The 15,042-nt window shown below is 45.6% G+C and carries 10 protein-coding genes; 7 read left to right on the top strand and 3 right to left on the bottom strand.

Translation table 11 applies throughout. The features are described from left to right. Positions 1-153: 153 nt before the first annotated feature. From argH to Q4526_RS05755, 5 genes are all read left to right on the top strand, one after another. Positions 154-1,545 carry an argininosuccinate lyase gene (argH, locus tag Q4526_RS05775; RefSeq protein WP_215975951.1) on the top strand — a complete coding sequence of 464 codons (1,392 nt, stop codon included), beginning with the start codon at positions 154-156 and terminating at the stop codon, positions 1,543-1,545. A gap of 187 nt (positions 1,546-1,732) precedes the next feature. Beyond that, the gene (locus tag Q4526_RS05770; RefSeq protein ID WP_215975950.1) at positions 1,733-4,219 is read left to right on the top strand and encodes a response regulator; all 2,487 of its coding nucleotides are present in this window, start codon (positions 1,733-1,735) and stop codon (positions 4,217-4,219) included. Next, positions 4,219-7,080: a class I adenylate cyclase gene (locus tag Q4526_RS05765; protein ID WP_215975949.1), complete on the top strand. Its 2,862-nt coding sequence runs from the start codon at positions 4,219-4,221 to the stop codon at positions 7,078-7,080. Before Q4526_RS05770 ends, Q4526_RS05765 begins: the two co-directional genes overlap by 1 nt. 190 nt (positions 7,081-7,270) lie before the next feature. Continuing rightward, positions 7,271-7,999 (top strand): NUDIX domain-containing protein, encoded by a 729-nt coding sequence (locus tag Q4526_RS05760; protein WP_215975948.1) that lies wholly within the window; start codon positions 7,271-7,273, stop codon positions 7,997-7,999. Positions 8,000-8,138: 139 nt separating this feature from the next. After that, the gene (locus Q4526_RS05755; protein WP_215975947.1) at positions 8,139-8,588 is read left to right on the top strand and encodes a DUF6491 family protein; all 450 of its coding nucleotides are present in this window, start codon (positions 8,139-8,141) and stop codon (positions 8,586-8,588) included. 4 nt (positions 8,589-8,592) lie between these two features. Here Q4526_RS05755 and Q4526_RS05750 read toward each other — a convergent pair whose 3' ends face one another. Together Q4526_RS05750 and Q4526_RS05745 are read right to left on the bottom strand one after the other, a co-directional pair. Next, on the bottom strand, positions 8,593-10,164 hold the full coding sequence (locus Q4526_RS05750; protein WP_215975946.1) for an ATP-binding protein: 1,572 nt from the start codon (positions 10,162-10,164) through the stop codon (positions 8,593-8,595). Positions 10,165-10,182: 18 nt separating this feature from the next. Next, positions 10,183-10,875, bottom strand: coding sequence for an ABC transporter substrate-binding protein (locus Q4526_RS05745; RefSeq protein ID WP_215975945.1), 693 nt, complete (start codon positions 10,873-10,875; stop codon positions 10,183-10,185). A gap of 274 nt (positions 10,876-11,149) precedes the next feature. Between Q4526_RS05745 and Q4526_RS05740 the strand changes: the two genes are divergently transcribed. Beyond that, positions 11,150-11,941, top strand: a complete 792-nt coding sequence (locus Q4526_RS05740) for an AfsA-related hotdog domain-containing protein (RefSeq protein ID WP_215975944.1) — start codon at positions 11,150-11,152, stop codon at positions 11,939-11,941. Positions 11,942-11,951: 10 nt separating this feature from the next. Continuing rightward, a complete protein-coding gene (locus Q4526_RS05735; protein ID WP_215975943.1) occupies positions 11,952-12,626 on the top strand; it encodes an HAD family phosphatase in 675 nt (224 codons plus the stop codon). A gap of 28 nt (positions 12,627-12,654) precedes the next feature. On the opposite strand, the gene Q4526_RS05730 is transcribed toward Q4526_RS05735, so the two are convergent. Further along, on the bottom strand, positions 12,655-14,730 hold the full coding sequence (locus Q4526_RS05730) for a bifunctional diguanylate cyclase/phosphodiesterase (protein ID WP_215975942.1): 2,076 nt from the start codon (positions 14,728-14,730) through the stop codon (positions 12,655-12,657). Positions 14,731-15,042: the final 312 nt, after the last annotated feature.

Below are 15,042 nucleotides of genomic sequence, written 5' to 3'. Positions count from 1 at the left end.
GTTCTGCGTTCTGCGTTCAAGTATAACGCCCTCCACACCTCCTATCTCTCAAGCATAGGGACTCAGCTCTAGATACGCTATAATGCCGCCTTTTCTTGTATTCTGGCCACTGTTTATACCAGTGTGCCATCAACGACTGCTGTGAGAGAGATTATGAGCGATACCGATCAGACCAACAAATCATGGGGGGGCCGCTTTAGCGAAGCGACCGATGCGTTTGTCGAGCGTTTTACCGCATCCATCGGATTTGACTGGCGACTGTATCACCACGACATCAACGGTTCTATTGCCCACGCCACAATGCTGGCAAAAGTTGGTGTTCTCAGTGCTGACGAGAAACAGCAAATTATTACCGGGCTAGAAGAAATACGCGCCGATATCGATGCGGGTAATTTTGAGTGGTCGGTCAGCCTGGAAGATGTGCACATGAACATCGAAGCTGCCCTAACCGCGAAAATTGGTATCACCGGTAAAAAGCTGCACACCGGCCGCTCGCGCAATGATCAAGTCGCCACAGACATTCGCCTTTACCTGCGCGATGAAATCGACACAATTGCCACCGAACTCAAGCGTCTGCAAACGGGGATTTTGGGGGTAGCCGAGCGCGAGGCAGGCACTATTATGCCGGGTTTCACCCACCTGCAGACCGCCCAGCCTGTCACATTCGGCCATCATTTACTGGCCTGGAATGAGATGCTGACCCGCGACGCAAGCCGTTTGCTAGACTGCCGTAAACGCCTTAATCAATCGCCTTTAGGGGCCGCCGCTTTGGCCGGTACGACCTACCCCATCGACCGCGCCTACACCGCAGAGCTGCTGGGTTTTGATGGCCCCACTAACAACAGCCTAGATTCTGTTTCCGACCGAGATTTCGCCATCGAATTCTGCGCCTTTGCCAGTATTTTGCTAACCCACCTGTCTCGCGCCAGTGAAGAGCTTGTCCTTTGGACCAGCGCTCAGTTTGACTTTATTGACCTACCCGACCGCTTCTGTACCGGTTCATCCATTATGCCGCAGAAGAAAAACCCCGATGTACCCGAGCTGGTACGCGGTAAAACCGGCCGGGTGAACGGCCACTTAATCAGTCTATTAACGCTGATGAAGTCGCAGCCTTTGGCCTACAACAAAGACAACCAAGAAGATAAAGAGCCCTTGTTCGATGCCATTGACACGGTCAAAGATTGTTTGCGCGCCTTTGCCGATATGGTGCCGGCGATTACCGCCCGCAAAGATAGCATGTACGAAGCGGCCCGCCGCGGCTTCTCAACGGCTACCGATTTGGCCGACTACCTAGTACGCAAAGGCATGCCCTTTCGCGACGCCCACGAAGTAGTGGGTAAATCCGTGGCCTACGGCATAGAAACTGGCAAAGACTTATCGGAAATGAGCCTGGAGGAGCTACAGCAGTTCTCCAACACCATTACTGCCGATGTGTTTGAAGTGCTCACCCTTGAAGGTTCAGTAGCTGCGCGCGACCACGTGGGCGGCACCGCCCCGGCGCAGGTTACCGCAGCAGTTGCCCGCGCCCGCCAGCTGCTGGGCTAAATCCAGCCTTTACGCTGCAGTGCCCGCCACTGCAGCGCCTTCCTTTATTGTGCAACAACCACTCTAGCAGGGTGGAATTGTCGCGAGTTTCGTCTATTATTAGCCTATCCCGCAACAACAGGGCGGCAATGGCACGCCCGTACTACGGTTCGCCTGTATACAGGCAGCTAGGCAGGACACACAGCTAATGGCTAATAAAAGTGAGAACACGGCCGCCCTGGAGGCGCGTATTGCGCAGCTGGAGCACGCCTTATCGGCGCTGACCGGAAGTAACTCTGATTCTACGAATCGGGCGCTGCCCTCTATGCAGTGTCATTTGGAGCTATTACTGGGTTCCACTGAGCCCGGCGACATAAACGCCAGCCTGCGGCTGTTAAGTGAACAACTCGACATTCAACCACTGACACTTTGGTCGGTCGACAGTGACCTTAACCACTGGCAATTAATTGCAGGTGAACTGGCCGCACCAACTCCGCCGAACCCAAGCGCTTATCGCGAGCAACTTAGCAACGGCGAAGATCTCGCGATCGAAGACGGCTTGTTTGCCCCGATTAAGGTACGTGGCCAAACTCTGGCTATTCTCAGGCTACCCAGTGCACCAGCGCCGGCTTTACTAAGCTTTGCGAAGCACGTTGCAACCTTAATACAAGAAACCTATCAGCGCGGTCAGCTAATCAATCATTTAAACGAACGTGACAAACGATTTCGCTACGCCATGCGAGCCTCGCGCGATGGACTCTGGGACTGGAATCTCGAGCAAAACACCCTGTATTTTAGCCGCGGTTATTTGCGCATGCTGGACTTTGAACCCGACTCATTACCCGGCACCTTCGAGACCTTCAAGAATCAGGTTATCCACCCAGAGGATGTAGACAATGTGCTGCAAGAGTTCAATACAGCTATCGACAACCGGCGCGAATCCCTGTGCCTGGAGTACCGCCTACGTAAACGCAGCGGCGAGACTGTCTGGGTCAACAGTCAATGTCTATTGGTTGAGCCAGACCAGCAGGGCAAAGCCACTCGCTGCGTTGGCACCAACTCAGACATCACCCAATCCATAACCGATCGGCAAGCACTTATTCAAGCAAAAGCAGAGGCCGAAATGGCCAGCCAAACCAAAAGTAAATTTTTGGCGAGTATGAGTCATGAAATACGCACGCCACTCAACGCTATTTTAGGGCTCGGCCACCTACTGACTGACACTCAACTCGAATCGCAACAGGAAAGTTATTTAAGCAGCATCAACCACGCGGCCAATTCTTTATTGCACACCGTCAACCAAGTGTTTGATTATGCCAAATTAGATACAGGCCATATCATCCTCGAGAACTCACACTTTGACCTGGAACATGTATTTGAGCGACTGTCCCGTATGTTCGAAAGTGCAGCCGTACACAAGCCGGTCAACATTATTTTTGATATTGCCGATGACGTGCCACGCTTTTTACGGGGTGATGCAGTTCGCCTGGGCCACATCATCAGCCATTTAGTCACTAATGCGTTGCAGTATTCGAACAGTGACCAAGTGATTGTTAAAACTCAGAACATGAATGCTAGTAGTGATAAAATTGATCTTCGATTTAGCATTATTGATCACGGCACAGGGCTAGACGCCACCACATTGAAGACCCTGCGGGACGACCTCAACACCCAGCCACACTCCGGCACACAGGGTAAGCACGGGTTTGGCTTGCAAATATGTAAATTGCTCGTGACTTTGATGCACGGAAAAATTGATATCTCGAGCAAACTGGGAAAAGGCTCTAACTTCTCATTTCATGCCCAATTTGAGCACAGCCACATCGGAGACCACCATATTGCCGGAGAAAAAAGCAGCTGCCGCGCCCTGCGCTTGCTAGTCATAGACGACAACCAACTGGCACTCGACATCCTCGCCAAGTCTGCCGGAAAACTGGTCGATCATGTCGACACCGCCTCAAGCGCGCAGGAAGCTCTGGAAAAAATCAAACTTGCCGAGGCCAATCATCATGCCTACGACTTGCTACTACTCGATTACAAAATGCCATTAAAAAATGGATTGGAAGCGGCGCGAGATATATACCACGCACCTTTTATTCATCATAAGCCAAAAATATTTTTAGTATCTTCATTTCAGCGTGATGAGATATTTTCACAACATAAAGATACGGATTTTGTCGACGACTTCCTCAGTAAGCCGGTCAGCGAGTCGCGCCTGTTCGACGCCATCTGCCGGGCCATACCCGAATGCCTGTCCGATCTTAACGAAGAACCCTCTGTTACCGACACACGCGCACATTTGGAAGGCAAACGCGTTCTCTTGGTGGAAGACAACACCGTTAATCAACAGGTAGCTCGAGGCATGATGAAAAAACAGGGCATTGATGTCACCTGCGTTGAAAACGGACAACTGGCCGTTGATATTCTTCAAAATGCCACCCCTTTTGATGCAGTATTAATGGACATAGAGATGCCCATCTTGGACGGTATTGAAGCAACTCGTGTCATTCGCAAGCTTGACCACTGCAAGAAACTACCCATTATTGCCGTAACGGCACAAGCAATGAATGGTGATCGAGAACGCTGTATTGAGGCAGGCATGAATGACTACATCAGCAAACCGATTAAACCCCAATTACTCTATCAAACACTTTCAGACCTACTCAACGGGCAGATCTCAACCGTTAAACACTGATGTATGATTTCTCGAAACTCAACCCAGATGACGGCATAGATCGCAAACAACTTAAACGCCTTAAACAGCGTTTTTTAGGATTAAATACCGTGCGCCTGGAGCGAACCCGGCAGGCCATTGGGATTCGCCAACAACTATTTTTAGATGTGTTACCTGTATTATTGCATGTAAATCATCCTATGCTACCCGGATATCAAGGCAGCGACACGCCTTGCGGCATTCCCTATTTCAAGCCCAACAGTATTCAAATTAGTGCCGCTAAAATTATCACCCGAAGCTTTGAGCTGAAAAAAACTTTTGCCCAACAAGAGCTGGCGATCGATGCATTGTTTATTATGGGTAGCGTCGGCACTATTGCGCACAGCGAACGCAGTGATTTTGACATTTGGGTCTGTCATAAAAACAGCATACCGCAGAAAGATTTAACCAAACTAGAAGCTAAATTCGAGGCTATCAGTGCATGGGCCGACAAAGAGCTTGGCGTTGAGGCGCATTTCTTTCCAGTTTGCGGTGATAGAAAACAAGGCAAGCCTGCATCAGGCGCCATGTCTAAAGAAAGCAGCGGTTCGGCGCAGAACCATCTTTTGCTGGATGAATTTTATCGAAGTGCAATATGGGTGGCAGGGAAGATTCCGCTATGGTGGTACGTCCCCGTTAAACACGAAAACAACTACCAATATTTTACCGACCAACTATTAAAAAAGCGATTTATTCGAAAACAAGATGTCGTTGATTTTGGCCCAATTACCCACATCCCTCATGAGGAATATTTAGGAGCAGGCATTTGGCAGCTGTACAAAGGCATCAACTCTCCACACAAATCAGTGATAAAGTTAATGCTGTTGGAAGCTTATGCCGTCAATGGTACAGCCTACCCACTTGCCCTTGACTATAAATCAATTGTACATCAATCAGAGCCATGTGCTGATGAGGTGGACAGCTATCTGCTTATTTACAAACGTATTGAAGAATACTTTACCAAAACCAATCAAAATGACCGGCTAGATCTCGCCCGGCGCTGCTTCTACTTTAAGGTCAATAAAGCGTTAACACATCAGCCATCAAGTCGAGAAAAGTCGTGGCAGAGAATATTATTGGAAAAATTCGTTGTCCAGTGGCAATGGGATAACACTCAACTATTACGTCTTGACTCCCATAAACTTTGGAAAGCAAATCAAGTTATTCATGAGCGTGATTTATTAATCAAAGAGTTAAGCCAAAGCTATCGACTGCTCAGCAACTTATCGCGTCAATCATTTCAAAAAGCATCTATTAGCTCACAGGAACTCGCCATACTTGGTCGAAAACTACACGCTGCTTTTGAAAGAAAATCAGGAAAAATTGAAACGATTAATCCAGAAATATCTAAAGATTTATCAGAACCTAACATCTGGATTACATTCAACGAGGATAAACCTCACTGGTCGCTCTTTAAAGATAAACGCTCTCAGAAAAAAACATCACCCCAAATCCATAACCACCTGCTGTCGGCCGATTCATATTACGCATTGCTGGTCTGGGCCATTTGGAATGGCATTGTTGACACTGCGACTCAAGTCGAGATTCAAGGCAATAATTGCCTCCGGGATACTGAACAACAAAACCTTATTCAGCGTACCAAAAAATGGTTATCTAAATCGCAATCGCCTCCATCTCACGAGGCATTTATGGAAACTGCACACGTTGCACGAGTTCAAATTGCCATTAATTTAATATCATCAGCTTATGAAAATTATGACAAACAAGGTTTAACCTTATTAAGTGAGCAATCAGATGCGCTCAATTATAGTGGCCTGCACGACAATCTGGTCCGCTCTGCGGATATTGCCCATATCAATAGCTGGTCGGAATTGATTGTCAGAAATTATAACCGGGACTCTCTTAGCGAAATACTTATCGCTTACTTAAGATTTGCCCCGCCCCACGCCATAAAAACCCCACCAGAACTTGATATAGTCTGCCCCGACCAGCAATTTGGCGCACTTATTGAAAATAGGCTATATGAACTTTTCAATCGTATTACTCAATGCTTTTATGGTGTCAATGGTAATTCGTATGCACGCTATTTGATTGAAACTCATCGACACTTCTATGTTGTTCAGTTTCATCAGGGAACTCCGTCAGTCACCAAGCTCCGCTCTATAGAAGATCTTTTTCGGTATATGGAAACGCCACAATCACACGACAGGCCTTTAATTCTTGACTCCAAAGCCTTATTGAATACAGCTCTTCGTTGCATTATAGAATCAACCAAACCCGCCCAGCACTATCTCTATTATGAAATGACGGATAGCGGGATTATTTATACCTATTGTGATGTAAGCGGGGCTTTATTTCGTTTTAACAATCAATCACAAGATCGTCAAGCTTACCCTCTTCCGATTATTAACTTTATTGCCTCTGTCAATGCACGACTTTCCTCTCAAGGGGAAAAGTTCGCACTAGATCACTTTGTCTCGTTAGACAACTCGCACGGTATTGAAATTCGTCAGGTGATTAATAATGGCAAAGATTACACCATCGAATGCCACAATGACTCGACTGCTACCAAATCAGTACAATACACGGATATCAAAGTTATTGTCGAGCCGGATGAAAACCTTTGCCTACACTACACAATCATTTGCGACAATCACGAATACAATGCCAAACAACTAGATCCATTCGAAATGGCAGCGCGCTATATCTTGCATAAGCGCCAAGGTAAAAACCGTTATCACTGCCATATTAGTGATTTAGATTTGACTGCCTGCTCTGATCTTCTAGCGCCCGAAACTGGGCTACAGTTAATACATTACCTACAGCAGAAACGATCCATCGAGTCGAGACTGAATCAAGCATTAACAAAAATCTATCGGTAATGATTATGCCTCCCAATTGGCCTTAATCCTCTCACCTAAGAGCACCTCTCTGGTCAAACTGGCCAACACTCGTAACCCTGTAAGCCTTCAACTTAGCCACTCTAACAATAAGGTATATTTGACTATAATGGCTCAATTTATTATAACCCTATACTGAATATGCATTTAATCTTAAGCCAAGGATAGTCACGTGTCGGAAAATCAATCGTCTGCAGATGCTCAGCTCGACCAAGCCCCCCCGCAAGACAGCATTATTCCTACCATTTCTATCGATAATCTCATTTTTGGCTTTCACGAGGGGCAACTTAGCATTTTGCTCGTCAAGCACAGTCAAGGGGAAAGTGCCGGCTGCTGGGCGCTGCCCGGTGGGCGCATTCGTTATAATGAGAACCTACGCGATGCTGCCAGTCGGCACTTACTCGAGCTGACCGGCATAAAAGGACTCTATCTTGAGCAACTTAAAACCTTTGGCCAGGTTAATCGCTACCCCAAGGGGCGCATTATTACCGTTTCTTATTATGCCCTGGTCAGTGCTGAAAAGTTCGAACTGGCCGTAGGACATAAAACGGAAGATGTTTGCTGGTTTAACATCCGAGAACTACCGGAATTGATTTACGATCACTCAGACATACTGCAATACGGCATCAAACAACTACAACAAAACATACGCCGACAGCCAATTGGATTTAATTTGCTACCTGAAAAATTTACTTTATTGCAACTGCAAGAACTTTATGAATCCATCCTGGGCATAAAACTCGACAAACCTAATTTTCGTCGAAAAATCATGAAAATGAACCTGCTAATAAACTGCGAAGAAAAAGAAATCGGCGTTTCACATCGAGCTGCTAAATTGTACCGATTCGATGAACATACCTACCACTCACTCACTCGCCGCGGCTTTTCATTTGAAGTTTAAGGCTTATCTATATAAATATTGTTTTTTTTGTATTTAAACTATCGGTAGCTTATCCTTTTAAAGTATATGGTAAGACGTAATCATTATTCGGTTTTACCTCGCAATTATCAAATCTACACTCCCATTACGGAGCCGCACTATGTTTTATTCCCACAAGCTTTTATGTACTACTATCGTCGCCAGTGCAATCAGCTTGGGCTGCAGCACGTCCACAAAACCGGCCGCGCCCAGTATGACTACAGCCCTGTTAGAGGTCACTCAGCAGAATGGGCGGGCTTGTGTTCAAGTCAATGATATAACAGGGTATGGTGTTCTGGAACGCGACGTCATTTCGATCAACGCCAGAGGCAATCATTATTATTTGGCTACCGTTAGACCAGGCTGCTTCGATTTAGGCATCTCCCCAAATGCGTTGTTTGACGATCACTTTGGGGATGTCTGCGGGGGCGGGGTAAGTCGCTTACGCACCGGCGATAGCCACTGCCAAATCCGTTCCGTGTTTGAATTTGAAGATCGTGAACAGGCATTTACCGCCCACGATGATGCGCTTACTATCCGCAAGCAAAGCCAGCAGAAAGACAAGCCCTGATTTTTTACGCTTTATTGATTACTGGCAACCGATGAGTATCCGAGCTACTGTGGCTATGCATCTCCCACAGAGTAAAATAAAATACTGCCCCTGAATCTGGGGCAGACTCAGCCCATATGTGCCCACCATGTCTTGCCACAATACGTTGCACGGTTGCCAAGCCAATCCCAACACCCTCAAACTCGTCCTGTCGATGAAGTCGTGTGAAGGGCGTGAATAACCGATCGGCATACTTCATATCAAAACCAGCCCCATTATCTTTAATAAACAGCACTTGCTGGCCCGACTCTTCTTCATAATGCCCAAACTCAATCACCGCAGCACTTTCTTTTTCGGTATATTTCCATGCATTGGACAGTAAGTTGTTCAATAATACCGTCATCATTCGCCGATCAATATCAGCCCAAATATCGGGTTCAATGATTACACTTACCTGTCGATCTTTATTATTTTCTTGCAGCTCATTTACTAGCTTTTCCACTATCAACGAAACGTTAGCACTATCTACATTCAACTCACTTTGTGTCGCTCGTGACAATTGCAAAAAGCTATCAATCATTTCACTCATTGATTGACTTTCTTGAGTTATTCGATCAAAGAAGTGCCTGGATTTACCAGATAAATCATCTACCAGTCGCTCTTGTAACACCTGACAAACACCATCAATACGCCTAAGCGGCGCACGTAAATCGTGAGACACTGAAAAACAAAAGCTGCCCAACTCTTTATTGGCAGCCTCTAACTCTGCAGTTCGACGCTGTACACGCTCTTCCAACTCAAGATTAAGCCTTCTTACCTCTCTCTCCGCACGCTTTCGAGCCGCGACATCGTCTGCCAGTGCTTTATTGATAGATTGTAAATTATCATAAGCACTTACTAAATTATCTGTCAGTTGATTAAACGCCTCTACAACCTGATCTAGTTCATCTTTATCGTCAAGCTGCTTTCGCTGCAGTGCTAACCTTGGGGCTGGTTCAACTATTTTATATCGCGCCAAATGGTTGGCAATCTCACTGAGGTGCACGGTAACTAATCGATAAAATATAAATAATATAAACATGGACACCAAAAAGGTTTTAACCCCTTGGCTTAATAATATAACCACTGCTTTATCTAACAACCTTGCGTATACATCTTGCAAAGAAGCTTGAACTTTCAGCACTCCTATCACTTGCTTGTCATTGGTATCTGGCTTAAAGATAAAATATTCGCGAACAATGGCGTTAGTATCTTGAAACTTTCCCAGCTCAATCACTAATGGGTTTATCACACTTTCTGACAGCTCATAGATTGCAACCGCATCCACATCTGGCAAATGACGAATACCTTCTATTTGAATATAAAGTTGCTTAGTATCAAGATTCCACAAGCTTGCGCTTATAGCCGACAGGTGGCTACTCTGTATGTCTCCCAGGCGTCCCTCAATCAAGCTAATATCGCGCTGATAATCGGTAAAAAGCTGAACCGCCGTAGCTAGCAGTGTCACTACCGAACTAAATAAAATGATGTGCAGTAACAACCGTCGACCAATGCCTGTATGGCTTACAGCTTTGGAAATTTGCTTGAAGAACTCCATTTTCCTCACCCGCTGGCCCTAGAAGTAATATTGTTGCCGTATTTTTTCGATAGTACCATCTTGCTTCATTGCTCGAATGGCCTGATTTATTTTCTCCATCTGTGGCAATTGACTCGATTTACGTGAACATTGAAAAATTAGAGGTATATCGGCCAACGCCAATGTTTCACCGATAGCGGCTGACAAACGATTGTGGACCGCCAAGTATCGCACTGTTGGAATGGCCCCTGCTATAGCATCAATTCGTCCACGCGCCAGCTTTCGCAATGCAATTAAATAATCCGTATCATATACCTTATTTAAGGACTGGTCAGAATCGAAGCGTGGCGTAATAGAAGAGCCTCGTATCAGCGAAATCTTAAGGCCGGTTAAATCTTCGTAGCTGTTAATTTCCACACCCGGGCGGGCGATTAAACCCATCTCATGGTATGACACCAACTCTCCTGGCACCACGGTCTCTTCGCTGCGCGGAATCAATATCGTGCAGTCGTGGCCGCCGGTTTCCAGCTCCCGATCAACTCTGGCAAAAGGGGTTAAGCTAATATCAATGGAATACCCGGTTCTGGCGGATATTTCTTTCACCAACTCGATAAACCCTCCTGACATTTCTCCATTTTTTTCGGTCGCCCAGGGCTCTACATCGATTGATATAAAATTAAGACTAGCTGCCAACACCTGAGCAGGCGTCAAAACAACGCTTAGCCATAACAAAAATTTGACACCTACTGATTTATACACTGAATTACCTGCTTATTTAATTATTCAATGAGCTGTTCAATCGGCATTATGCAAAATTTGACGCCAAATTACAGCGAATCCTTCCATTATTCTTATAAGTATAGGCCGTCTTATCAATTTGGCCCGAATAGTGCGATATAGATCACAGGGCGTACAAAACGATCGATTTTTGACACTCCAAGCAAATGTTGATCAGGTTTCTCTGATCAAGGATAGATTAATCTCACACGAGCAAAGGGGAAAACCCATGAGTAACCGTATTATTTTGGTGGTTGGTGATAAATTTGCGTCTTATGCCATAGGCAAAGATGCCATGACTGTTTCACAATTAAAAGGCTTATTGGCACTGCCTGATCAAATGCTTTCTATGCACGAATCGACGACCTTGCTCCCAGGCCAAGGGATGGGGGATCACTGCATCGAGGAAGTCCTCACTATTGCCGAACAATCACCCAATTTCTCATGCTTCGATTTTAGCCTATGGCGTCATTTACCCAAACGAGCCAGTCAATCTATTACCCACAAGCATAAACCAGAAAATACGTTGATCTCTCACCCTCGACAGATTAATGAGAACACTTTTGAATTACAATTGCTGATTGACGAGAACTGTGAGCTGATGAGTGATCACCAAAGTGGTCAACATGTGCAGGGCATGATACTAATTGAAGCCGTTCGCCAAGCTACAGTGGCAATCACTGAAACGCATTTCATTCAAAATAAAAAGATTAAATATGCGTTCGTGCTCAACGATATGTCGGTAAAATACAATAATTTTTCATTCCCAGTAAACGCTTCTATTGTCTGCCGTATTACCAATAAAGATATCGATAACCCTAAACGTTTGAGCTTCACGATCGAAGCGGATGTGGTTCAGTGCAACACCTGTGTGTCGAGCTTGTTTTTCAACATCTCAGCCATCGATAAGTTGCGTATAGGCCGGCAAGAGGAAATGCAGGCCAAGAAAACTCAAAAACGTTATCTTGCACATGCCTACTCAGATCTAGCTTCGACTATCGATTCTCAATTAGCGAGCTAATGGGGGCCATATGCAACAGCCAACAAAACGACGACAATTTTCTTTTTTCGACGTTGATGACACGCTTATCTCTGTGAAAAGCATGCTGAGTTTTCAGGATTATTGGTATCATATGTATCCAGACGCGGAAAAGGAAGCCTCTTACCGACAAGACTTATTGGAACATATGCATCCTGGTGCATGCTGGGCCCATTTAAATCGCTTGTATTATCAGCATTTTTCGGGTCGGGCTATTGAGCACATCGCTTCTGTTTCGCGCCAGTGGTACGAAACCATGCAGCATAAATCACCACACTTTTATCATCAAAACGTTGTAGAGCGATTACAGCAGCACCAAGCGCTTGGACACGCCCCAGTGTTTGTTTCAGGCTCTTTTCGCCAATTGTTAGAGCCTATTGCGCATGAACTCAAGGTAAACCATATTTTAGCCATCGACCTGAAAGTAAAAAATGGGCAGTGCACGGGTGACATCATGTCACCCCAAACCATCGGGGAGGGTAAAGCAATCGCCATAACGCAGTTTTTACAAAAACATAATACCAATCCCAAGGACTGTTTTGCCTATGGTGATGATATTTCTGACTTACCGATGTTGCAACTAATAGGTACCGCCGGAGTTGTAGCAGGGGGACGCGGTTTGGAAGCGGAAGCGTCAAAAAATGGCTGGGAAATTATCCAGCCTTAATCATAAAACGCCCTGTTAACGGGGCGTTTTATGATTTCGAACCCTCTTCTTGCGCTAAAATCAACTGTATTTTTCGCAATGTCATGGGTTTATCCAGCATAAACCCTTGCGCATAGTCGCACCCCAATGATTGTAAAAATATCATTTCCTCTTCACGCTCTATGCCTTCTGCCACAACATCCAAATTCAGCCCATGTGCCAGAGTTATTATCGTTTCTATCAACGAGCCAGAACCACCCTCTTGCGCTATATTACTCACAAAACTGCGATCAATTTTCAGTGTTTTAAAAGGATAACGCTGTAAATAACCAAGCGATGAATACCCTGTCCCAAAGTCATCAATTGACAAACGGATTCCCATTTCGCACAACGCTTGTAAATTTTCTTGGGTATTATCGGTATCTTCGACCAACACTCTCTCAGTTATTTCCAATTCAACTTGATCCGGTTGCAACTGGTTTAACTCCAGTTGTTCGGCTACATACTGCGCATAGTTTTCAACATCAAGTTGTCGAGCTGAAATATTTACCGCCAAACGCATACCATGATTTTGTATAATATCGCGCAATTCTCGACATGCAGTTCGCAACACCCAGCTATCGATTTCATGAATAATGCCGATATCCTCTGCCAAGGGTATAAACACTCCGGGCATCGTCAAAGTATCGCGATCTCGGCGCCATCGCACCAAAGCTTCGTAACCGACTACCTGCACACTTTCCAAATCATAAATTGGCTGATAATGAAGCAGTAGTTCATTGCGCTCCACTACAAATCTTAACTGCGATTCCAGTTCAAGACGCTCTAATAATTGAACATTGATGTCTTCGGTAAAAAAGTGGTACCCGTTACGCCCTTGCTCTTTGGCTTGGTACATCGCCAAATCTGCATTGCGCATTAACAAATGAGGGTTGGCGCCATCGTTAGGGTATAATGCAATACCAATACTGGCAGTTACAAAATAATTGCGCCCAAAAATAACAAATGGCTGTTCAAATTGACGCAATATTTTCTCAGCAACAATTTGTGCGTCGCGTGGATTTTTCAGACTTGGCAGCAGCACGATAAACTCATCACCGCCCATACGCGCCAGCGTATCACCACCACGAACGCATTTTGCTAATCGATCAGCGGCTTCTTTCAATAGGTTATCGCCAATGCTGTGACCCAAACTATCATTTACATTTTTAAAATGATCCAGATCAATACCCAAGACAGCCGCTTGGCATACTTCGCGCTCATTGTTATTGATCGCCAACTGTAAACGGTCAATCAACAGCACGCGATTAGCCAGACCAGTTAGTTCATCGTAGTGGGCTTGGCGCAGAAGCTGTTCTTCGTAGCTGCGCCGGATAGTAATATCTTCTTTAATCACTATGAAATGCGTAATGATTTCCTGCGAATCAGTCAGAGGCGAAACCGTTACGTGCTCCCAAATCAACTGTCCTTTTTGGGTGCGACTAGTAAATTCCCCGTGCCACTCTTGCCCATTTCGTACTGTCGCCCAAAGCTGGGCGAGAGTTTCGTCGGATCGCTCATCTTGTAAGGTGAATCCAACATTTTGCCCTATCGCCTCAGCGGCACTGTAGCCGCTTTGTTCTTCAAAGCGCGGGTTAACATACTCAATACAGGCATCAGGGTTCGTAATCAATACGGCAACGGGACTTTGTTCTAGCGCACGGGATAAAATTCTAACGCGCTCTTGCGCTTCGCGCTGGCTACGGCGCATTTCAGCTTCGCGTAACTCTCGCTCAATCGCGGGCACAAGGCGAGCCAGTGCCCGCTTATCCATAAAATCATGCGCCCCTTGCTTTAACAAGGAGACCACATCTTCTGCCGACACAGCTCCAGAGGTAATAATAAAGGGTAAGTCTTGACCACTGTGCTGCAGAGTGGTCAACGCCTCTTCGGCGGTGAATCGAGGCATTTTATAGTCGCAGATCACGACATCCCACTGCTGATCACCTAAGGCTGAACGCATTTCTTCTAATGTTTGCACTTGATCAGAGCTGGGCTCAAACCCACCGCGTTCCAATTCAACCAGTGTTAACTCCGCATCCACCTCGGAGTCTTCCACAAACAATACTTTTAAGGGGGTTCCCATAGTAAAAATCAACCTCATCCATCGGCAAGGGAAAGGCTAGAGCCCTTATTACCCAACTAAATTTCAGCACATACACAAACACGACGTCACACTAAATGTAGCGCTTAAAAACAGAAAATGCGACCCATTATCAAATAATTTATAGCGACTATGACTGGATAATTCTATTAGCTGTCATTTTTATCGCACTTATTGGCAATATTGAAGACTGTACATTGCCTGATAAAACTATTATGCCTTCCCTGACACTGAATAACACATACCAGTCGATCTCATTATGACAACCTGATATTTTAAATACGGTCACTTATA

Origin of the sequence: Gilvimarinus sp. 2_MG-2023 (assembly GCF_030547685.1) — a bacterium.
GTDB lineage: Bacteria > Pseudomonadota > Gammaproteobacteria > Pseudomonadales > Cellvibrionaceae > Gilvimarinus.
The sequence above is the reverse complement of the archived record's forward strand: the minus strand, read 5'-3'. Positions and strand labels throughout refer to the sequence as shown.

Coding starts and splice junctions, on each gene's coding strand:
- Q4526_RS05750 (WP_215975946.1), bottom strand. CDS start 10,164: ATGGAGTTCTTCAAGCAAATTTCCAAAGCTGTAAGCCATACAGGCATT.
- Q4526_RS05770 (WP_215975950.1), top strand. CDS start 1,733: ATGGCTAATAAAAGTGAGAACACGGCCGCCCTGGAGGCGCGTATTGCG.
- Q4526_RS05735 (WP_215975943.1), top strand. CDS start 11,952: ATGCAACAGCCAACAAAACGACGACAATTTTCTTTTTTCGACGTTGAT.
- Q4526_RS05755 (WP_215975947.1), top strand. CDS start 8,139: ATGTTTTATTCCCACAAGCTTTTATGTACTACTATCGTCGCCAGTGCA.
- Q4526_RS05730 (WP_215975942.1), bottom strand. CDS start 14,730: ATGGGAACCCCCTTAAAAGTATTGTTTGTGGAAGACTCCGAGGTGGAT.
- Q4526_RS05740 (WP_215975944.1), top strand. CDS start 11,150: ATGAGTAACCGTATTATTTTGGTGGTTGGTGATAAATTTGCGTCTTAT.
- argH (WP_215975951.1), top strand. CDS start 154: ATGAGCGATACCGATCAGACCAACAAATCATGGGGGGGCCGCTTTAGC.
- Q4526_RS05765 (WP_215975949.1), top strand. CDS start 4,219: ATGTATGATTTCTCGAAACTCAACCCAGATGACGGCATAGATCGCAAA.